We start from the raw sequence: 20,834 nt of genomic DNA on the forward strand, positions 1-20,834 counted from the left end.
TATTTACAGACATATTTTTGGAGCGCTTTGCGCTCATCGCCAGCAAGCCGGCTCCTACAGGGTTTCGGTGTTGACGCGATCTTCTGTAGGAGCCGGCTTGCTGGCGATGGCGGCCTCCAAACCACAAAAATTCTCAAAACAGAGACAAATACGTTCGTCCGCTTCTGAAAAAACAATAAATATCCTTATATTTCAACATGTTGCCACCTTGGCACAAATCTCGCTAAAGCCCTCCCCCACACCGTTTCACCCCACAAAAATAACAATCCAGGAGACACACCATGAGTGTGATCATTGCCTTGGCAGCCCTCGCGCTGCTGATGCTCGCGGCCTACCGTGGCTACAGCGTTATCCTCTTTGCACCGATTGCCGCCCTCGGCGCCGTCCTGCTCACCGACCCTTCCGCCGTCGCCCCTGCTTTTACCGGGGTGTTCATGGAGAAAATGGTCGGCTTCATCAAACTGTATTTCCCGGTGTTCCTGCTTGGCGCCGTGTTCGGCAAGCTGATCGAGTTGTCGGGTTTCTCGCGTTCCATCGTTGCGGCGGCGATTCGCCTGCTCGGCACCCGTCAGGCGATGCTGGTGATCGTGCTGGTTTGCGCCCTGCTCACTTACGGCGGCGTGTCGCTGTTTGTGGTGGTGTTTGCGGTCTACCCGTTCGCGGCCGAGATGTTCCGCCAGAGCAATATTCCCAAGCGCCTGATCCCGGCGACCATCGCCCTCGGCGCCTTCTCGTTCACCATGGACGCCCTGCCCGGCACCCCGCAAATCCAGAACATCATCCCCAGCACCTTCTTCAACACCACCGCGTGGGCGGCGCCGTGGCTGGGTTTGATCGGCGCAATCTTCGTGGTCTGCGCCGGCATGGCGTTTCTGCAGCGCCAGCGCAACAAGGCTCAGATTTCGGGCGAAGGCTACGGCACCGACCTGCGCAACGAGCCGGAAACCGCCGCCGACATCAAACTGCCGAATCCGTGGATCGCGCTGTCGCCGCTGTTGGCCGTCGGCATCATGAACCTGTTGTTTACCCAGTGGATTCCCCAGTGGTACGGCAAGACCCACAGCCTCGCGCTGCCAGGCATGGCCGCACCGGTAACCACCGATGTCGCCAAACTCACGGCGATCTGGGCGGTTCAGGCTGCGTTGCTGGTCGGCATCATCATGGTGCTGGTGTTCGGCTTCCAGGCGATTCGCGGCAAGTTGGCCGAAGGCAGCAGAAGTGCGGTCAGCGGTTCATTGCTGGCAGCAATGAACACGGCGTCCGAATACGGTTTTGGTGCGGTGATCGCGTCCTTGCCAGGCTTTCTGGTGCTGGCCGACTGGCTCAAAAGCATTCCCAACCCGCTGGTCAACGAAGCGATCACCGTGACTTTGCTGGCCGGTATCACCGGCTCCGCATCGGGCGGCATGAGTATTGCGCTGGCGGCCATGGCCAATGACTTCATCGCTGCGGCCCATGCGGCGAACATTCCCCTGGAAGTGCTGCACCGCGTCGCCGCGATGGCCAGTGGCGGCATGGACACCCTGCCGCATAACGGCGCGGTCATCACCTTGCTGGCGGTGACCGGCCTGACCCACCGCGAAGCCTACAAAGACATTTTCTGTATTACGCTGATCAAGACCCTGGCGGTTTTTGTGGTGATCGGTACTTTCTACGCCACTGGCATTGTGTGAGGTATTCATGACGACTCTTTCAGGCAAGACCGCACTGGTCACCGGCTCCACCAGCGGCATCGGCCTGGGCATCGCCCTCAGCCTGGCCAAGGCTGGCGCCAACCTGATTCTCAACGGTTTCGGCGATGCCTCCACAGTGATTGCCGAGGTTGAACAGTTCGGTGGCAAGGTTGGTCATCACCCCGCCGATGTCAGCGACCCGGCGCAGATTGCCGACATGATCGCCTACGCCGAGCGCGAGTTCGGCGGGGTGGACATTCTGGTCAACAACGCCGGCATTCAGCACGTGGCGTCGGTGGAAGATTTTCCCGTGGAGCGTTGGGATTCGATCATTGCGATCAACCTGTCGTCGGTGTTTCACAGCACCCGTTTGAGCTTACCGGGCATGCGTGCCAAGGGTTGGGGGCGGGTTATCAATATCGCCTCGGTGCATGGCCAGGTCGGTTCGGTGGGCAAGGCGGCTTACGTCGCGGCCAAGCATGGGGTGATCGGTTTGACCAAGGTGGTCGGCCTGGAAACCGCCACGACCAACGTCACCTGCAACGCAATCTGCCCAGGCTGGGTGTTGACGCCGTTGGTGCAGAAGCAGATTGACGACCGCATCGCCAAAGGGGTTGATCCGCAGCAGGCGCAACACGATTTGCTGGCCGAGAAGCAGCCGTCGCTGGAGTTCGTTACGCCGCCTCAGCTGGGTGAACTGGTACTGTTTTTGTGCAGTGAGGCCGGTAGCCAAGTGCGGGGCGCGGCGTGGAATATAGATGGTGGGTGGTTGGCGCAGTGATTGGGCGATAGACCGCGTTATCGTTCTTCGCGGGCAAGCCTCGCTCCTACAGGTCATGCGTCGTTCATGAAAACACCGATAACCTGTAGGAGCGAGGCTTGCCCGCGAATGGATCTGAAGATAAAAGAAGAGGCAAAAAATGTCCGACATCCTCTGGCAACCTGACGCCAAACGCATCGCCAAGACCCGCATGGACGCCTTCCGGCGCGCCATCAATCAACGCCACCACCTCGACATTGCCGACTACGCCGCCCTGCACCAATGGTCCATCGATCAACGGGTCGATTTCTGGCAAGCCATCGTCGATTTCTTCGACATCCGTTTCCATACGCAACCGGACGCCGTGCTGATCGAAGGCGATCACATGCCCAGCGCCCAGTGGTTTCCCGGCGCCACCCTGAACTTTGCCGAACACTTGCTGCGCCGTCGTGACGATGCCGTCGCCGTCATTGCGATCGGTGAAAATGGCCAGCGCGAACAACTGACCTGGGCCGAACTGGCCGAGCATGTCGCCGGTTTTCAAAACAGCTTGATCGCCGTCGGTGTCGGCCTTGGCGACCGCGTCGCCGCGTGCATGCCGAACACCTGGCAAACCCTGGTCGCCATGCTCGCCACCACCAGCCTCGGGGCGATCTGGTCCTGTTCGTCGCCGGACTTCGGCACCCAGGGCGTCATCGACCGCTTCGGCCAGATCGAACCGAAAGTGCTGATCACCTGCGCCGGTTACCGTTATGCCGGCAAAGACATCGACCAGAGCGCCAAGGTCAACGAAATCCTTGAACGCCTGCCGTCGCTGCAACAGCTGATCGTGGTGCCTTACGCACGACCCCAAGCGCACATCAAAGACTTCCGCACCCACGCGGGCGTGACGCTTTGGGATGCGTTCTACGAACCGGGCGGCGAGCCGGATTTTGTTGCCGTGCCTTTCGCCCATCCGCTGTACATCCTCTATTCCAGCGGCACCACCGGCGTGCCCAAATGCATCATCCACAGCACCGGTGGCGTGCTGTTGCAACACGCCAAGGAACACGGCCTGCATTGCGATCTCGGGCCCGGCGACCGCTTGTTTTACTACACCACTTGCGGCTGGATGATGTGGAACTGGCTGGTGTCAGCCCTGGCCGTCGGCAGCGCCGTGGTGCTGTACGACGGCTCGCCATTTCATCCCGGCCCGGAGCGCTTGATCGACCTGATCGACGACGAACGCATCAGCGTGTTCGGCACCAGTCCCAAGTACCTCGCGACCCTGGAAAGCAACGGCGTGAAGCCTCGGCAAAGCCATAATCTCGGCACGCTGAAAACCCTGTTGTGCACCGGCTCGGCGCTATCGCCGCAAAGTTACGACTACGTCTACCGTGACCTCAAGGCCGACCTGTGCCTGGCGTCGATGTCCGGCGGCACAGACATCGTTTCGTGCTTCGTGAACGGCAATCCGCTGCTGGCAGTGCGTCGCGGCGAAATCCAGGGCAAAAGCCTGGGGATGGCGGTCGAAGTCTGGAACGATGCCGGCCGCGCGGTCATTGGCGAAAAAGGTGAACTGGTCTGCACCCGACACTTTCCGGCCATGCCCGTCGGCCTGTGGAACGACCCGACCGGGGAAAAACTGCGCACGTCTTATTTCAGCCTGTTCCCCGGCGTCTGGGCCCAGGGCGATTACGCCGAACAATTGGCTCACGGCGCGATGATGATTCACGGGCGCTCGGATGCGGTACTCAACCCCGGCGGCGTGCGCATCGGCACGGCGGAGATTTACCGTCAGGTGGAGAAAGTCCCGCAAGTCACCGACAGCGTGGCCATCGGTCAGCAATGGCAAGACGACGTGCGGGTGGTGCTGTTCGTGCGGCTGGTCGAGGGGGTCGAACTGGACGAGGCACTGCAACAGCAGATCCGCCAGGTCATCCGCGCCAACACCACGCCACGGCACGTACCGGCGAAGATTGTCGCGGTGACGGACATTCCGCGCACCATCAGCGGCAAAGTGGTCGAGTTGGCGGTGAGGAACGTGGTGCATGGCCAGCCGGTGAAAAACACCGATGCGCTGGCCAATCCCGAAGCGCTGGAGCAATTTCGGGATCGGCCAGAACTGGCTTGTTAAACGGCCTGCACTTCTGAATTATCCAACGGACGCGCCGGGCCTGCCTGACGCAGCCCCCTGCGCCGTCACATCAGGGTTGTTCAGCGTGATCAGCACCGGATCACCGATTGCGCTATCGGGATTTGCTTCAAGTGCATCTTGCAGCAGGGCCATGTTGCGTTCATACCCGCCCTTGTCCGTGTACAACTGGCTCAACAGCGAAGTGGCCACCGCCAGTGAGTCGGCGTTTTCAAAGGCTTTGGAACTGGCGTGGAGGTCATCGCCTTCATCAGTCACCGCAAGCTGCCCGGAGGCAAGGTTCAGCAGCGCCGACACATCCAGCGACTGCCCACCGCCGACATTGCCGGCGTCGCGGGCATAGGCGACATCACCGATCTGCGCAGGTCCGTGAAACAACTCATGGATCAAGTCGTCTGCGACCACATCATGGTTGAACCCCAGGCCGATGAAGTGCCTGTTGAGATTGGCGGTATAGATTTCAATGAACGTCGTATCGGATGGCCCGGTGGCACCTTTCCACTGCTGGTAAGCGCTCGTATCGAAAGCCGCGATGTGGTGGGTGTCCTTGAGCGGATCGAGAAGAAAATTACTGATGGACACGCCCGCAAAGTCCGCCCTGATCGCTCTCAGATAATTCCCCAACTGATTGATTGCCTCGTTCGAGTCGCTTCCCATCAGCAGTCTGGCGACCAGTTTGCGTTGAGCTTCGAAGTCACGATGGGTCAAGGCATTGATCGCGTTTTCGATTTTGGTCCGGGCTCGCGGCAGGCTTTGCTCAATGAACTGTCGGGTGTAACTGACGGGCAATGTCTTGGTGGAACGTGGCAATCGGACAGGGGCCACATAAGCAAAGTTGTTCAGTTTTGGTCCCCAGGCTTTGCCCAGACGGTCGAGGGCATACCATTGAAAATTGTTGCGTGCCGCCACCACCGTGAGCGTCTCACCGATTGCACCACGGGGACGCCAGTTACCCTGCCCGGTATGGAGGTTGTTGGCTGCGCGGATCAGGTCATAGGATTTATGAGTGCCATGGAGTCTGCCCAATTGGGACTTCGCCAGCCCGAGAAGCTCTTGCGCCTGCCTGCTGAAACGTAACGCGCCCTTGTGGATGAGCTTCCCGGCGCCATAAAACACCGTTGGTACATCATCCACGGGGTTGAACAAGGAAACAGACGTCATGAAGGCCAGCTGGGTCAAGCGCGCAGCTTTGGTCGTTGTCGAGATGGCTTTTGCCGAAATGCTCAGCGCTTTGGCGCCCGCCCCCACGAAGGCGCCTCCCAATGCAATAGTGTCCATGACGCATCCATAGATCCCGTCGACGACCTTGTTGTGTTCACCGGAAGATAAATCCTCGATGCATTTTTTAAACGGAACCACCAGATTCACGATGTAATCTGCAGTCTCTTCGCCCCTTTTGCGTTCGCTTTCGAGCGCTGTCGGCACGGTCGCCATTGATTCGATTTCGTCAAACGTGCGGAACGGATGATTGTTCACAACGAACTCGGCAATTCGCACCAGTTGCGGATTAGCGAAGTTCCCGTAGGTACTCTGCTGCCTCGCCGCCACAGACGCTGGCGCGGGGATTTCGCCGAGCTTTTCAATAATCGCCATGGAGCTGCTGGCGTCATTCTCAGCAACAACCCCGTCCGTGTATTCAACAACAGAGAGCGGTAACGATTCGGGAGGCGTGGGTCGAAGAGGCGCATTCAAATCCCCGTTGAAGTCCAACCTGGCTGCAGCCCGCAATTTGCCTGTTGAGATGATCAGCGAGGCGAGCGTGCTGTTTTTCCGCAGTTCACCGCGCAAGGTAAACAACTCATAACACGCGGCCGTGTTTCCGTGTGTAGCGCACATGACAATGCCAAAGCGTCCCTTGACAGCATCGTTACTGTGCTGGGTTTCGTAGGTCGTTGAAATAGGCACAGGCGATATTGAGAAGTAAGACTCGGTCCTGGTTGCCGGAAGACGAACGGTAAAAAAGCTGATCTTGCCTTTCAGAAAGATATCCAGATCATGGGGAAGCATGTGTGAAAGGGCCAATTTCACATTGGTCATCAGCGCTTTATTCAAATTGCCGTGATAGTCCCGTAATAGGCGATGGTATTCGGCATTGTTGGACGGCAGTCTCAGCAACCTTGGAAAGCGACTATAAAGGCTGGTGACGGAAGGATCGTAATAGGTTGGCCTTTTGTAATTGGTCAGGCCTGCATGCAAATCAGGTGTTTTGGAAATAACTTCGTCGGGAAAGACCGCACGAAAATCCCACTGGCCACCCGTCAGATCTCCCGACATATGCAAGCCGACCATCGACATGGGGTTAGGGGATGCATAGAGGCCGGGGCGTTGATAAAGCACTGTATCGTCGAGGAAATCACACTCCGGCACTGCGCCTTGCAACGCTTCGCGCGCCATGGTTTCGCGGTTGGGCATGGGGCTGGAATAGATGCGCGCAAGATGGGTGAAGTTCTCTGCGTATTCCTGGAACGCCGTGATTGCCTGCTCCGTGGTTTCCTTCGCCGCTTGGTTGAGTTCGCTTGCGCTGATAACGCCATTCATCAGTGCCCAATCGACAATCGGGTCAATCATTGCCAAATCCCGCAGTCGGGACAGTGGTTCGCTCACAGGCTCCAATTCGACATACGCCATGATTTGCGCATACGTCAGCACACGTGACGCGCCCTTCCTGACCGCTTCCGCCAGGGCAACGCCATGGCAAAAGGTCACCCAGGAAACCGAGCCCATCGTCAGCGCCGATGGAACGCCCCTGACCAGAAATTCCGGTGCGATCTCCGCCAGCAGCAGGTGACACGCCAGCGGTGCCGCGGCAGGATCAACCCAGCCTTTGGTATGGAGAAAGGCCTGCAACTCTTCACGCACCAAGGCTGGCGAGCGCTCAACATTGGTCGGCGTATATAAATCGAAACCACCGATACTCTTGCGCTCCTGGGTGCTGCCGAGAGTCGGATAAAGGTCCAGCAACAGACTGGTTATCAGCAGTTGCTCGAGATCTTGCGAAGAGACATCTTGCCCGGATTGCGCACCGAACCAGTCCAACGCCTCCAGCAGTGCCCTGGCGCTGGCCTGGGCCACAGGGTGCTTGACCAACTGAACCATCCGCTCAGCGGCGTTATCGTGCGTCGCAAAGCCGCGCCCCGTTTCGCGGTACAACTTATCCAGCAATTTGGTGTTGTTGGCGACAAGTGGCGTGGCCTCCCGAATCGCGGCACGTTGCTCAGCCGACAAGACGGCCAACGTCGGGTCATCCGTAACGAGCTGGCCCCAATAGTTACCCAACTCGTCAACATCGGGATCAAACTCGAAAAGCGCAATCAGGTTTTTTACTTCGCTCGCATTTCGAGGAACTGCCAGGCCATGAAACTTCAGCCATTGCTCCACATCCACTAAATCTTCGGTATAAACGTAACCACCGGCCTGCCTGGCAATGTCCCCGACCACCAGCAGTTTCTGGTAGTAGTGGGACTGGTGGACGATATCCACGTCGACGACTTCCCACACGGCACTGTCTTTTCGAAATATCTCCAAGCCACCGGCTTCATTGATTCGGGTTGCCGCCATGTTCTCGGGGCGGTGGCGACGGAGCTCATCCATCACGACCGTGTAGTTGGCCAGGTGACTCCACGCCGCTCGACCCGGCATATGGACTTCATAAAGCGAAGACCCGTCTACCAATTCCAACTCATAGCCTTGCCAACTGTAATCCCCGTCGCCCTCTTGCTCCTCGATAATAGTTGGCAACAGGCTTAGTACGAGTTGTCGCTCGGCAGCATCGGCCTTTAGCCACTGATACTGCACCTCGGAAACAGAGCCGACAACTTGATAGTCTTTATATTTAAACTTCTCACACATAAAACAACCTCATGAATTTTATTATTCGACTGATTAAGACCAGCCGAATCCTTACTTATTCACGAGCAACTAAACAGCAAAAAACCACAAGGAAACATTTCAAAAATCAGATTCAACAAAGTTCAAGCGATGCCTGTAATCAGTCGGCCAACCCCCATTTATCACTGGACGAACTTAATATCGATGCTCCCTCTCTGTGCAACTTAAGGTGTAACTTTAAATTATTCAGCGAATCCGCATTTTTTAACGCTTCGTCCTCGCTGATCACACCTTCCAGCACCAGCGCATACAAGGCGCCATCGAAGGTCTGCATCCCCAATTCGGCGGACTTTTCCATGATGCCTTTGAGCTCGGCGAATTCATTGCGCCGTATCAGGTCGCCTACGGTCGGCGTGCCCAGCATCACTTCTACCGCCGCCCTGCGTTGACCGTCACGAGTGCGCACCAGACGCTGGGAAACGAACGCTTTAAGGTTGTTGCCCAGGTCATGCAGCAGTTGCATCCGCCGTTCTTGCGGGAAGAAATTGATAATGCGATCCAGCGCCTGATGGGCGTTGTGAGCATGCAACGTGGAAATCACCAAATGCCCGGTGTCGGCAAACGCCAGCGCATGCTCCATGGTCTCGCGGTCGCGGATCTCACCGATCAGCACCACATCGGGCGCCTGGCGCAGGGTGTTTTTCAGCGCGGTATGAAAACTGCGGGTATCGACGCCGACCTCGCGCTGATTGATGATCGATTTTTTGTGCCGGTGGATGTACTCGATAGGGTCTTCGATGGTGACGATATGCCCGCTGCTATGGCGATTGCGGTAATCGATCAACGCCGCCAGCGAGGTCGACTTGCCCGAATCGGTGGCGCCGACGAACAGCATCAGCCCTTGTTTGAGCATCACCGTTTCCAGCAGCACGGGTGGCAACTTGAGGTCTTCGAAACGCGGAATATCGAGCTTGATGTTGCGCACCACGATCGACACATCGTTGCGTTGCTTGAAAATATTGACCCGAAAGCGCCCGACACCCGACAACGAAATCGCCAGGTTCATCTCCAGCTCCCGATCGAACTCCAATCGCTGTTCGGCGTCCATGATGGACGCGGCAATCGCGGCGATTTCCCCCGGTTTGAACGGCTGGTCGGCCAAGGGTTTGAGTACACCGTCAAACCGGGCGCAGGGTGGCGCACCGGTGGACAGGTACAAATCGGAACCCTCCTGGCTAGACAGGGTCTTTAACAGCGCATCGATTTCCATGGCAAAAAACACCCGCGAAGCATTCAATGAACAGAAATGACCCGAAAAATCGGTCATTCAGCGTCTACCGCCCTAGGATAGTAGACGCCGTCACCCCGACAGACGTGCAGGACACCTTGATGAACGCAGTACCCACCGGCAGCGATGCCCAGGCCTTGATTGCCAGACTGGACTGGGCGCGCACCCCGCTCGGCGCCGCCAGTGACTGGCCGCAGAGCCTGCGCACAGCGGTGGACATCGTGATTCACTCACCGATGCCGATGCTGTTGCTGTGGGGGCCGCAGCTTACGCAGATCTATAACGACGGCTTCGCACTGCTGGCCGGCAGCAAGCATCCGCACGCTTTCGGACAACCGACGCACCAGATCTGGCCAGAACTCAAAGACTTTACCGACCCGATTTACAGCGCTGTCCTACAAGGCCAGGTGCGGACCTACAGCGAACAGCGCTTCACCCTGCAACGCGACGGGAATGATTCCGACTTCTGGCTGGATTTGACCTACAGCCCGATCCGCGATGAACACGCCGAAGTCGCCGGGATTCTGGTCACGGCCATTGAAACCAATGAACGCCGACGCATCGCCCTCGAACTGGAGCAGCGCTCGGCCGCCAGCCTGAAGGCTCAGCGCGAGACCGAGGAGCGCCTGCAATTGGCGCTGGCCGCCACTGATGCCGTCGGCACCTGGGACTGGGACATCGGCGAAGACCGCTTCATTGCCGACGCGCACTTCGCCCAATTGCACGGCATCGATCCGCTACTCGCCAGTCAGTTGCCCATCAGCGACTATCTCGAAGCCGTGCATCCGGAAGACCGCTCGATGGTCACCCGCGGCATTAAGCAGTGCATCACCCAGGGCAGCGAATACGCCGAGGAATATCGCCTGCTGCAACCCGACGGCCAGTTGCGCTGGGTGTTTGCCCGGGGCCGTTGTTACAAGGACCACCATGGCCGGCCGATCCGTTTCCTCGGCGCCGCGCTGGACCTGACCGAACGAAAACACACCGAACAGGCCTTGCGCCAGAGTCAGACCGAGCTGCAACTGATCATCAACGCCATGCCGATCCTGATCAGTTACGTCGACAGCGAGGAACGCTTTCGCCTGAACAACGCGGCGTACCTCGACTGGTACGGGCTGACGCCCCAGGAGCTTTACGGTCGGACCATTCGTGAGGTGCTGGGTGAAGAAGCCTACGCCTTGCGCGCCGAATACATCGCCGAAGCACTGGCGGGCAGGACCTGCTGTTTCAGCATCAGCACGCCGCATCGTGATGGCAGCACCCGACAAGCCTTGATGAATTACCTGCCCCGCCACGGGCCGGATGGCGCGGTGAACGGTTTCTACATTTTCGTGATCGACGAAACCGAGCGCAAACAGACCGAAGAAGCCTTGCGCAACCTCAACGAAACCCTTGAGGAACGTGTCGCCGCCCGTACCCAGCAATTGGCCGAAGCCAACCAGCGCCTGCAAAACGAAATGTTCGAGCGCGAACGTGCCGAAGATGCCCTGCGCCATGCGCAGAAAATGGAAGCGGTCGGCCAGCTCACCGGCGGTATCGCCCATGACTTCAACAATATGCTCACCGGGATCATCGGCAGCCTCGACCTGATGCAGCGCTACATCGCCGATGGGCGCACCGCCGAGATCGGCCGTTTCACCGAAGCGGCGGTGTCGTCAGCCAACCGCGCGGCGGCCCTGACCCACCGCCTGCTCGCTTTCTCCCGGCGCCAGTCGCTGGACCGCAAGCCGCTGAACGCCAACGAACTGATTCATTCTCTGGAAGATTTGCTCAGCCGCACCAAGGGCGACCACATCGAGCTGAAACTGCAACTGGCCGATGAAGCCTGGCCGGTCAGCACCGACGTCAGCCAACTGGAAAACGCCCTGCTCAACCTGGTCATCAATGCGCGGGATGCCATGCCCGATGGCGGCGAGTTGCGTATCGAAACCGCCAATGTCTATCTGGACAGCAGTGACATCAACATTCTGGAACCCGTCAAGGCCGGGGATTACCTGATGATCGCCGTCAGTGACAACGGCACCGGCATGACCCCGAAAGTGTTGGCCAAGGCGTTCGATCCATTTTTCACCACCAAACCTATCGGCCAGGGCACGGGGCTGGGTTTGTCGATGATCTACGGTTTTGCCCAGCAGTCGGGCGGCCACGTGAGCCTGTTCAGCCTGCCGGGCCAGGGCACCAGCGTGCGCCTGTTCTTGCCGCGCTTGCACGAGATGGAGCCGCAAGATGTGCTGACGCCGGTCATCGGCGAGGCCCCCTCGGCGATAGCCGGGGAAACCGTGGTGTTGGTGGAAGATGATCCGGCGGTGCGCATGCTGGTGTTCGATCTGCTCAAGGAGCTGGGTTATCACGCCCATGAGGCCGAAGATGCGAAGACCGCCCTGCCCCTGCTCGAATCGGGTCTGCGGGTCGATCTGCTGGTGACCGATGTCGGGCTGCCAGGCATGAACGGTCGGCAATTGGCAGAAATCGCCCGTCAGCACCGTCCGGACCTCAAAGTGCTGTTCATGACCGGTTACGCGGAAATGGCCGCCGAGCGTCAGAGCTTCCTTGAGGAAGGCATGGACATGGTGGCCAAACCGTTTTCGGTTGACCTGCTGGCCAACAAGATTCGCACGATGATCGGCCAACCCGAGTGAGTTGAGGCATAATCGCGCGCCCCGATCCACCCACATAGCCACTACCGTTGCAAGGTACTCGCCCCATGAAAGCTCAAGCCCGCCACATTCTGGTGAAAACCTCGGAAGAAGCCGAGCAGCTCAAACAACGCATCGCCAAGGGCGAAGCCTTCGATGTGCTGGCCAAGAAGTATTCCACCTGCCCGTCCGGCAAGCGCGGCGGTGATCTCGGTGAAGTACGGCCTGGGCAGATGGTCGGTGTGATTGATGCGGTGATTTTCAAGAAGCCGTTGCGGGTGGTGCATGGCCCGATCAAGAGCAAGTTTGGCTATCACCTGGTGCAGGTGTTTTATCGGGATTAAGTGGTTGCCTTGAGGACCCCATCGTCGGAACGCCGCCCGGAGCCGGCTCACCCCCACATTGGATTTGCGGCGTACACAGATCCATTGTGGGAGCGAGCCTGCTCGCGATCCGACTGCGCAGCAGCCGGCCATTCACCACCTACCGCGGAATCAACGCCCCCGGCACCTGAATCACCCGACTCGCCAACCGATGCCCCGCCTCCGCCGCTTCGACCGGGCTCCCCCCTTGAGCCGACTGGCCAGGTACGCCGCACTGAACGAATCCCCCGCCGCCGTGGTGTCCACCACGCGTTCGACCTTCTGCGCCGGCACTTCGAACGACTCGCCCTCACAGCGAATCAGGCACGCTTCGGCACCACGCTTGAGCACCACTTCCGGCGTACCCACCTGTTCGTACGCGGCGAACACCGCCTCGCAATCGGAAAAATGAAACAACGCCTGTTCGTCGTCGACAGTCAGCAACGCCAGATCGACATACGGCAACACGCTGCGATACGCCGCCCGAGCGTCCTCGATCGACGCCCACAAACGTGGCCGGTAGTTGTTGTCGAACACGATCCGCGCATCCCGCTGCCGTGCTTCGATCAGGGTTTCCAGCAACTTCTCCCGACCTTGCACACCGAGCACCGCCAGGGTGATGCCGCTGAAATACAACACGTCGTAATCCGGCAGCGCCGCGAGGATCGGCGCGGCGGCTGGCGTGGTAAAGCAATCGCGGACGGCGGCTTCGTTGCGCCAGTAGAGAAAACGCCGCTCACCCGCGGCGTCGGTCTGGATGCAGTACAAACCGGGCAAGCGACCGGGCAGGCGCTGGACCATGTCCAGGCCGATGTTTTCGGCGGCCCAGCTTTGGCACATGGCATCGCTGAAGCTGTCATCGCCCAGGGCGGTGACGTAATCCACCGAGCCGGCCGCGCCCAGTTCCCGGGACAGGTAGACCGCCGTGTTCAAGGTATCGCCGCCGAAGCTCTGTTGCAGACTGCCGTCGGCGCTGTGTTGCAACTCGATCATGCATTCGCCGATCAGGGCGATGCGCGGGATGTTGGGGCCGAGTGTGTTGATGGTGTTCATTGTTGTGGTGTCTCTGGTGGTTCGGTGGTGTCTGGTCGGGCGCCTTCGCGGGCAAGCCTCGCTCCTACAGGTTTTGTGTCATTCGCAAATGATGATTACGGCACAAATCCTGTAGGAGCGTGCGGTGCGACGACTCGACTTGCCCGCGAAGGCCGCGCCTCGGTCTGGAACCTTAGAAACAGGTTTCCATGGTTTCGATGACATTCAACTGCTCATCCACCAGACACCCCGTGCGCCACTTGTCGAACGTCAGGCACGGGTGCGAAGTGCCGAACGAAATGATGTCGCCCACCCGCAGTTCAATCCCCGGCGCCACCGTCATGAACGCGTGCTGGTCCATCACCGCCGTTACCTTGCAGGCACTGACGTCGTCGCCCGTTGCCGGCACTACACCGGCCTTGTAACGCAGCAACGGCACCGGCAGCCCGGCGTCGTAGGCCACGTCGCGTTTGCCTAGGGCAATCACCGCAAAACCCGGTTCCGGCAACGATTGCACATGCGCCCAGACTTCCAGCGCCGGGCGCAGGCCTTCGTGCAGATCGCTACGACGGTCGAGCACGCAGCATTGCGCTTCTTTATAGATGCCATGGTCGTGGGCCACGTAGCTGCCAGGACGCAATACGCTGAGGAAGCGCCCGCCAGCGTTCTGCGCTTCGAAGGACTCGGCGATCAGGTCGTACCAGGCCGAACCCGACGCGGTGATGATCGGCTTGGCAATGGCGAACGCGCCGCTGTCCTGCAATTGCACCGCCAGACGCACCAGCGACGCGGCGAATGCACGAATGCCGGTGACCGCATGATCACCGTGAATCACGCCTTCATAACCTTCGATACCGGTCAGTGCCAACGCGGGTTGTGCATTGATGGCCTTGGCCAAAGCGATCACTTCCTCCTCGGTCCGGCAACCGCAACGGCCACCCACCACGCCGTACTCGATCATCACGTTCAGGCGCACACCGCGCGAGGCGAAATACGCACCGAGGTCAGCGACGTTGTCCGGGTGATCGACCATGCAATGGAAATCGAACGTCGGGTCCGCCAGCAGATCGGCGATCAGCGCCATGTTCGGCGTCCCCACCAGTTGGTTGGCCATCAGCACCCGACGCACACCATGTGCGTACGCCGCGCGGGTTTGCGTGGCGCTGGCCAGGGTGATGCCCCAGGCGCCGGCGTCCAGTTGGCGGCGAAACAAGGCCGGGGTCATGCTGGTTTTGCCGTGAGGCGCGAGTTCGGCGCCGCTGTTGCTGACGAACGCCTGCATCCAGCGAATGTTGTGTTCCAGCGCCTCGCGATGCAGCACCAGCGCCGGCAGGCTGACGTCGCGCACCAGATGGGCACCGGTCTGGGCAAAGCCCTTTTCCACGGCAGCAGTATTTTGGGCAGAAGACATGGTCGAACTCCTCACATTTTCGCGGCCGCGAACAGCCGCTGTTATTCGTTAATGCGACGGGCCAGGCGGTTGGCGTTGTCGATCAACACCCGGCGATAGTCGTTGTAATGCGTCTTGGCATCGGCCCGTGGGGCGACGATGCACAGGGTCGCAATGGCCACGCCGTTCGGGTCTTTGACCGGGGCGGCGAAGCAATGGGTAAAGGTGTCGGCGACACTGTCGAAGGAGAAAAAACCGTCGATGCCGGCCTGACGGATTTCACCGAGAAACTGCTCCAGCGGCAGGCGTTCACCGTTAGGCAGGATGAAGTCGTCGTGATCGATCAGGTCGATGATTTCCTGGTCGCTCAGGTGCGCCAGCAACAGGCGCCCGGACGCGGTCCAGGGGATCGGCGCGTTTTCGCCGATGTCCGAGGAAATGCGGAAATGCCGCTCACCCTCTTTCATCAATGCCACCGTGTATTTGCGCCCGTTGAGCAGGCACATCTGCGCGGTTTCATGGGTCTGGCTGACGATCTCCTGCAAGGCGTGATCGGCCTCGCGGGTCAGGTCGAAATGACGCAAATGCGCCTGCCCGAGGAAGTACAGCTGACGGCCGAGGTAGACGTGACCGTCCTTGCCCACGGGCTCCAGAATCCGCCGTTCGAGCAAGGACGCCACCAGTTCGTAGACCGTGGATTTCGGGCTGCCGATGCCACTGGCAATTTCATTCGGACGCAGGGGCTGGCCGATCTCCTTGAGGAAATCGAGGATATCGAACGCCCGGTCCAGACCGCGAGCCCGGCGCTTGATGGTGTCTTCGGTCATGTTTCAAATTCCCATTCAAAGTGCCGGGAGTTTACCTAGAGTGCCGTGTCGACCGTTAGGCCGCCTTCGCGGGCAAGCCTCGCTCCTACAGACGATGAGCTCATGTAGGAGCGAGGCTTGCCCGCGAAGAATTCACCGCAAATCTCAGGCCTTTTTCTTGTACGCGATGCAGTCGATCTCGACCTTGCAATCGACCATCATGTTCGCCTGCACGCAGGCCCGGGCCGGTGCGTGTTCGGGTTTGAAGTACTCGGAGAAGACCTTGTTGAAACTGGTGAAATCCCGCGGATCTTCCAGCCACACCCCGGCGCGCACCACATCTTCGAGGCCATAACCGGCCTCTTCGAGAATCGCGATCAGGTTCTTCATGGTCTGGTGAGTCTGCTCGACGATGCCGCCAACAATGATCTCGCCATCCAACGCCGGCACCTGGCCAGAAACGTGCAGCCAGCCGTCGGCTTCAACGGCGCGGGCGAAAGGACGAGGCGTACCGCCAGCGGCGCTGCTGCCGGTGCCGTAACGAGTAATGCTCATGAGTGTTTCTCCTGATTGAAAAGCTAAAAGTTAAAACCGCGTGTTTTTGAGGAACTCAGCCAGACGCGGTGATTGCGGGCGTTCGAACAGCTCCTTGGGAGGCCCCTGCTCTTCGATACGCCCCTGATTCATGAAAACGATCTTGTCCGAGACCTCGAAAGCGAAGCGCATTTCGTGGGTCACCAAGAGCATGGTCATGCCATCCTCGGCCAGGCCCTTGATCACGCTCAGCACTTCGCCCACCAGTTCCGGGTCGAGGGCCGAGGTGACTTCGTCGAACAGCATCAGGCTCGGGTTCATTGCGATCGCCCGGGCAATCGCCACGCGCTGTTGCTGACCGCCCGACAATTGCCCCGGATAGTGATCGCGGCGCTCCAGCAAACCGACCCGCTCGAGCCATTTTTCGGCGAGCGCGACAGCCTCGTCCTTGTGCAGCTTTTTGACCTTGAGCAAACCCAAGGTGACGTTCTGCAATGCGGTCAGGTGCGGGAACAGGTTGAACTGCTGGAACGCCATGCCGGTCATCGCGCGATGGCGGGCGATGACTTTTTCCGGGTGGCGTATGCGCTTGCCATTGACCTCGTCATAGCCGATGGATTCGCCATCGAGCATGATCTGTCCGCCCTGGAATTCTTCGAGCATGTTCACGCAACGCAGCAGCGTGGTCTTGCCCGAGCCGCTGGAGCCGATCAGCGTGACCACGTTGCCGCGCTGCATGGTCAAGTCGACGCCCTTGAGCACTTCGAGCTGGCCATATTTTTTGTGCAGCCCGCGAATGTCCAGCAGGGGCTGCTCATTTGGAACGTTCGAAACTTGAGGTTGAGTCATGGCAAGGCCACCCGCTTTTCAATGTGCCGGCCGAGTAATTCGATGGCGTAGTTGATGACGAAAAACAGAAATCCGGCGAACAGGTAAAACTCCAGCGTCATGAAGGTCCGGGCGATGATCTGCTGGGTGCTGAGCAGCAACTCGGCCACGCCGATCACCGACAGCAGCGTCGAAGCCTTGACGATCTCGGTGGACGAATTGACCCAGGTCGGCAGGATCTGCCGTAGCGCCTGCGGCAACAGCACGTAACCGAGGGCTTGATAGAACGTCAGCCCAATCGCCTTGCTCGCTTCCATTTGACCGCTCGGCAACGCTTGCAGCGCGCCGCGCACAATCTCGGCGACGTGGGAACCGCAGAACAGCGTCAACCCCAAGGCTCCGGCCTGGAATGCACTGATCTGCCAGCCCAATGCGGGCGCCATGTAGAAGCAAGCGAGTACCAACACAAACACCGGTGTGCCGCGAATAATGTCCACGTAAAAACGGAACGGCGCACGCATCCAGAACTTGCCGTAAGTCAGCACCAGACCGGCGACAATGCCGACCATCGTGCCCAGCAAAATCGCCAGCGCCGAGACCTGCACACTGGTCAGGAAGCCTTGCCACAACACTTCGCGGGCAACCCATAACTCATGCAACCAACTGGGTGATTCGTACATGAGGGCCTCCTATCGGCGGATCGCCAGACGCTGCTCGAGGTAACGCAGCATCATGGCAATGAGGTAACAGGCCGCAACATAGAGCGCTGTGGTCACCAGCCAGGTTTCAATCACCCGGTAGCTCTCGACATTGATCTTGCGCGCGTAATAGGTCAGCTCGGGCACGGCTATCGCCGCCGCCAGCGAGGTGTCCTTGAACAGCGAAATGAAGTTGTTCGACAAGGCCGGCAGCACGTTGCGCAACATCACCGGCACAGTGACGTAGGCCTTGACCTGCCACTCGCCCAAGCCGATGGCCAACCCGGCTTCGCGCTGGCCCTTGGGAATGCTCAACAAACCGCCCCGGAACACTTCGGTCAGGTACGCCCCGGCATACAGCGACAGGGTGATGATGAACGACGGGATCTTGTCCAGACGAATCCCCAGGCTCGGCAACGCGAAGTAGATCAACAGAATCAACACCAGAATCGGCGTATTACGGATCACCGTCACATACACCGACGCCATCACCCGCAATGCGCGGTGCTTTGAGAGCAAAGCAAACGCCATCATCAGGCCGATCACGCAACCGATGGCGATCGACACCAGCGCCAGCTCCAGGCCCAGGCCGAGCCCCGCCAGCAAGGTGTCGAAATCGCGCCACACGGCGGCAAAATTCAACTGATAGTTCATGGTCAGCAGTACCTTGAACGGGGCGCGTTATGGGCGCCCCACTCTCACGGGGTCATTTGAATTCGACGGGAAAACCGATGGCCGGGGTAGGCAGATCCACACCGAACCACTGTTTGAAGGACGCCGCATACGTCGGGAATTCAACGCCGGTCATGGCTTCATGCAACGTGGTGTTGACGAAGTTCAGCCAGTCCTGATCGCCGCGTTTAACTGCGCACGCGTACGTTTGCGGGCTCCAGGCGTAGGTCGGGCTGCGATAGCGACCGGGGTTCTGCACCATCAGGTACTTGACCGAAGACTGGTCGGTGGCAGCGGCGTCGGCACGGCCGGAGTTCACGGCCTGGTACATCAAATCCACGCTGTCGTACTGATCGACCTTGGCTTTGGGCAGCGCCTGGTGCACCAGTTCTTCGGCGTAAACGTTCTGCAGCACCGCCACGGTCACGCTGTCATTGGCCGCCTTGAGGTCTTCGATTTCCTTGTACTTGCTGTTGGCCGGCAACAGCAGGCCGACACCTTCGCGGTAGTACGGCAGCGTGAACGCCACTTGCTGCGCACGGCTGGCGGTCACGGTAATGAACTGGCAACTCATGTCGACCTTGTCGGTCAGCAGGTTGGGAATCCGCGCATCGGACGACTGCACCACGAACTCGACCTTGCTCGGATCGTTGAACAACCCTTTGGCGACCATTCGCGCGATATCGATATCGAACCCCTGCAACTTGCCGTCCGCGCCCTGGAAATGCCACGGCGCATTGGTACTGCCCGTGCCCACGATCAGTTTCCCACGGGCCAGCACGCTATCGAGCTTGCTGTCCGTCGCCTGGGCAACGCCCATGGCAGCAGCCGAAGCTGCAAAAAGAAAAACACACGCTTTAAACAAGGAAGGTCGGCGATGCATGGCAAGCACTCCAGGATGATGTGTATTCCGCTATACCGGAACCGAGTATGTAACAACGGAATAGACAGCAGAAAGTGTGCCACAGGTTGTGGGGCCATTTCTCGGAAAATTACAAATCGAGTGAAATCAACGGGATGCGCTGCAACAGGAAAAAACGGTAGCGCTCGTGCAAACGACTGGGCGCTACCGTTCGCCACAACGGGCGGGTAAAAGCATCTCAATTGGGCGAAGGCTGACCCGATCGGGTGCGCCGCCTTGCCTGCGCCCGGCTCACACCTACATCTCAACCCGGAACAAACCGCTTAACCCCCCTTTGTTATAGAACAAGCCATCGAGCAGTTCGATTGCATACCCGGCCCTGGACTCCTTGCCGATGAGGGGCCGAAGCACGGTCGGATCCACTCGAAAGCTCAGAAAACCATCCGCGGTCGTGCGAATCTGCTGCCACGCCAACAGGTACTCGATGCCTGGGCCACAAGGTGGAGGAACGTCAGGACCGCACGGGATGCCGCCAGTCGTGGAGTAAATCCTCAGCCCCAGAAACATTCCTCGGTGCAGACCGCGAATCGGGGGAATACGGAAAGTGGCGCCATTCGGAACATCTGCAAGTTTGAGGACGCCGTCCCGCGCCTCGACAATCTCGACATCCGGCAGGTGATCGATGTCCAGTTCGCCAGTGGCCACCACGAAGGAGAAGGCGTGGGAGCTCGATTGCGTGCCATCCGGGTGGCTGACGGTATAACTGACGTCAACTGTGCCCCCCGAGTGCATTAACACGGCGGCGTCGGGAATAGCGACCTGTTGCAATCCAGAGGAAACAACGGGATGAGGTTCGGCCTCATATTTCCCTTTATCGCTAAACCACGTGATGTACACGCAATCGCCTGGCGCCAGCACAGGATCAGAGATATGCGTGGTCACCCTGCCGGGGCGGTAGTCGACCAGTACCGGAAGAAACACTCGCACGACTTCGTACGCGGAAAACCACACCGTCGGTGCCGTGAGTAAAGAGAGGGAGTATCGTGATTGCCTATCGAAAAAACCGCTGTCCACTGCTGTCGAGATCATGCCGGCCACCCTTCCATATCCAGAGATGAATTCATCAAACTGGCTGAAAAACTGTCGGCACGGCCTGGAGTCCAACACTCAACCGAGTGCAATCAAGCCCCCGGAGCGACAGCCTTGTCTACTGTCAATACTGACAGGAGACGATGTCTGCGTACGGGCATCCTCGCTGGCACTGAGCGGCGAGGCCCTGTTCAATAACGGTGTGGAGAATGCATCACGTATACTCGATACCCGAAAATGGC

At 59.1% G+C, this 20,834-nt stretch carries 15 protein-coding genes and 1 pseudogene; 5 read left to right on the forward strand and 11 right to left on the reverse strand.

Annotated elements, in window-relative coordinates:
- Nucleotides 1-281: 281 nt before the first annotated feature.
- From K5R88_RS06680 to K5R88_RS06690, 3 genes are all read left to right on the forward strand, one after another.
- On the forward strand, nt 282-1,673 hold the full coding sequence (locus tag K5R88_RS06680; RefSeq protein ID WP_008037115.1) for a GntP family permease: 1,392 nt from the start codon (nt 282-284) through the stop codon (nt 1,671-1,673).
- A 7-nt stretch (nt 1,674-1,680) separates the two neighbouring features.
- A complete protein-coding gene (gene hbdH, locus K5R88_RS06685) occupies nt 1,681-2,454 on the forward strand; it encodes a 3-hydroxybutyrate dehydrogenase (protein ID WP_008033792.1) in 774 nt (257 codons plus the stop codon).
- A gap of 139 nt (nt 2,455-2,593) precedes the next feature.
- Complete coding sequence (locus K5R88_RS06690) at nt 2,594-4,549, forward strand: acetoacetate--CoA ligase (protein WP_226299487.1); 1,956 nt, start codon at nt 2,594-2,596, stop codon at nt 4,547-4,549.
- 18 nt (nt 4,550-4,567) lie between these two features.
- On the opposite strand, the gene K5R88_RS06695 is transcribed toward K5R88_RS06690, so the two are convergent.
- On the reverse strand, nt 4,568-8,416 hold the full coding sequence (locus K5R88_RS06695; protein WP_226299488.1) for a hypothetical protein: 3,849 nt from the start codon (nt 8,414-8,416) through the stop codon (nt 4,568-4,570).
- 139 nt (nt 8,417-8,555) lie between these two features.
- A complete protein-coding gene (locus tag K5R88_RS06700) occupies nt 8,556-9,665 on the reverse strand; it encodes a PilT/PilU family type 4a pilus ATPase (RefSeq protein ID WP_226300240.1) in 1,110 nt (369 codons plus the stop codon).
- A 119-nt stretch (nt 9,666-9,784) separates the two neighbouring features.
- Here K5R88_RS06700 and K5R88_RS06705 point away from each other — a divergent pair, with 119 nt between their 5' ends.
- Together K5R88_RS06705 and K5R88_RS06710 are read left to right on the forward strand one after the other, a co-directional pair.
- Complete coding sequence (locus K5R88_RS06705) at nt 9,785-12,322, forward strand: PAS domain-containing hybrid sensor histidine kinase/response regulator (protein WP_226299489.1); 2,538 nt, start codon at nt 9,785-9,787, stop codon at nt 12,320-12,322.
- 65 nt (nt 12,323-12,387) lie between these two features.
- The gene (locus K5R88_RS06710; protein ID WP_007898282.1) at nt 12,388-12,663 is read left to right on the forward strand and encodes a peptidylprolyl isomerase; all 276 of its coding nucleotides are present in this window, start codon (nt 12,388-12,390) and stop codon (nt 12,661-12,663) included.
- A 139-nt stretch (nt 12,664-12,802) separates the two neighbouring features.
- On the opposite strand, the pseudogene K5R88_RS06715 reads toward K5R88_RS06710, so the two are convergent.
- The 9 genes and pseudogenes from K5R88_RS06715 to K5R88_RS06755 form a co-directional block, all read right to left on the reverse strand.
- Nucleotides 12,803-13,734, reverse strand: a pseudogene (locus tag K5R88_RS06715) (sugar kinase).
- A gap of 172 nt (nt 13,735-13,906) precedes the next feature.
- Entirely contained in the window at nt 13,907-15,124 is a 1,218-nt protein-coding gene (locus K5R88_RS06720) for an amino acid deaminase (protein WP_223437703.1), read from the reverse strand.
- Between the two features lie 41 nt (nt 15,125-15,165).
- A complete protein-coding gene (locus K5R88_RS06725; protein WP_008033782.1) occupies nt 15,166-15,930 on the reverse strand; it encodes an IclR family transcriptional regulator in 765 nt (254 codons plus the stop codon).
- A 144-nt stretch (nt 15,931-16,074) separates the two neighbouring features.
- Nucleotides 16,075-16,464, reverse strand: a complete 390-nt coding sequence (locus K5R88_RS06730; protein ID WP_008033044.1) for a RidA family protein — start codon at nt 16,462-16,464, stop codon at nt 16,075-16,077.
- A gap of 30 nt (nt 16,465-16,494) precedes the next feature.
- Entirely contained in the window at nt 16,495-17,292 is a 798-nt protein-coding gene (locus K5R88_RS06735; protein ID WP_008033043.1) for an amino acid ABC transporter ATP-binding protein, read from the reverse strand.
- Complete coding sequence (locus tag K5R88_RS06740) at nt 17,289-17,951, reverse strand: amino acid ABC transporter permease (RefSeq protein WP_008033040.1); 663 nt, start codon at nt 17,949-17,951, stop codon at nt 17,289-17,291. The genes K5R88_RS06735 and K5R88_RS06740 overlap by 4 nt, the downstream gene beginning before the upstream one ends.
- A 9-nt stretch (nt 17,952-17,960) precedes the next feature.
- On the reverse strand, nt 17,961-18,623 hold the full coding sequence (locus tag K5R88_RS06745; RefSeq protein ID WP_008033038.1) for an amino acid ABC transporter permease: 663 nt from the start codon (nt 18,621-18,623) through the stop codon (nt 17,961-17,963).
- A 52-nt stretch (nt 18,624-18,675) separates the two neighbouring features.
- Complete coding sequence (locus tag K5R88_RS06750) at nt 18,676-19,524, reverse strand: transporter substrate-binding domain-containing protein (protein WP_226299490.1); 849 nt, start codon at nt 19,522-19,524, stop codon at nt 18,676-18,678.
- 276 nt (nt 19,525-19,800) lie between these two features.
- Nucleotides 19,801-20,592: a hypothetical protein gene (locus K5R88_RS06755; RefSeq protein WP_226299491.1), complete on the reverse strand. Its 792-nt coding sequence runs from the start codon at nt 20,590-20,592 to the stop codon at nt 19,801-19,803.
- Nucleotides 20,593-20,834 lie beyond the last annotated feature (242 nt).

Origin of the sequence: Pseudomonas sp. MM213, assembly GCF_020423045.1 — a bacterium.
In the GTDB taxonomy this organism is placed as follows: Bacteria; Pseudomonadota; Gammaproteobacteria; order Pseudomonadales; family Pseudomonadaceae; genus Aquipseudomonas; species Aquipseudomonas migulae.

Excerpts from the sequence above, each read along its gene's own strand:
- K5R88_RS06720 (WP_223437703.1), bottom strand. The coding sequence starts at position 15,124 with ATGTCTTCTGCCCAAAATACTGCTGCCGTGGAAAAGGGCTTTGCCCAG.
- K5R88_RS06700 (WP_226300240.1), bottom strand. The coding sequence starts at position 9,665 with ATGGAAATCGATGCGCTGTTAAAGACCCTGTCTAGCCAGGAGGGTTCC.
- K5R88_RS06680 (WP_008037115.1), top strand. The coding sequence starts at position 282 with ATGAGTGTGATCATTGCCTTGGCAGCCCTCGCGCTGCTGATGCTCGCG.
- K5R88_RS06690 (WP_226299487.1), top strand. The coding sequence starts at position 2,594 with ATGTCCGACATCCTCTGGCAACCTGACGCCAAACGCATCGCCAAGACC.
- K5R88_RS06745 (WP_008033038.1), bottom strand. The coding sequence starts at position 18,623 with ATGAACTATCAGTTGAATTTTGCCGCCGTGTGGCGCGATTTCGACACC.
- K5R88_RS06750 (WP_226299490.1), bottom strand. The coding sequence starts at position 19,524 with ATGCATCGCCGACCTTCCTTGTTTAAAGCGTGTGTTTTTCTTTTTGCA.
- K5R88_RS06730 (WP_008033044.1), bottom strand. The coding sequence starts at position 16,464 with ATGAGCATTACTCGTTACGGCACCGGCAGCAGCGCCGCTGGCGGTACG.
- K5R88_RS06710 (WP_007898282.1), top strand. The coding sequence starts at position 12,388 with ATGAAAGCTCAAGCCCGCCACATTCTGGTGAAAACCTCGGAAGAAGCC.
- K5R88_RS06740 (WP_008033040.1), bottom strand. The coding sequence starts at position 17,951 with ATGTACGAATCACCCAGTTGGTTGCATGAGTTATGGGTTGCCCGCGAA.
- hbdH (WP_008033792.1), top strand. The coding sequence starts at position 1,681 with ATGACGACTCTTTCAGGCAAGACCGCACTGGTCACCGGCTCCACCAGC.
- K5R88_RS06755 (WP_226299491.1), bottom strand. The coding sequence starts at position 20,592 with ATGATCTCGACAGCAGTGGACAGCGGTTTTTTCGATAGGCAATCACGA.
- K5R88_RS06695 (WP_226299488.1), bottom strand. The coding sequence starts at position 8,416 with ATGTGTGAGAAGTTTAAATATAAAGACTATCAAGTTGTCGGCTCTGTT.
- K5R88_RS06725 (WP_008033782.1), bottom strand. The coding sequence starts at position 15,930 with ATGACCGAAGACACCATCAAGCGCCGGGCTCGCGGTCTGGACCGGGCG.
- K5R88_RS06705 (WP_226299489.1), top strand. The coding sequence starts at position 9,785 with ATGAACGCAGTACCCACCGGCAGCGATGCCCAGGCCTTGATTGCCAGA.
- K5R88_RS06735 (WP_008033043.1), bottom strand. The coding sequence starts at position 17,292 with ATGACTCAACCTCAAGTTTCGAACGTTCCAAATGAGCAGCCCCTGCTG.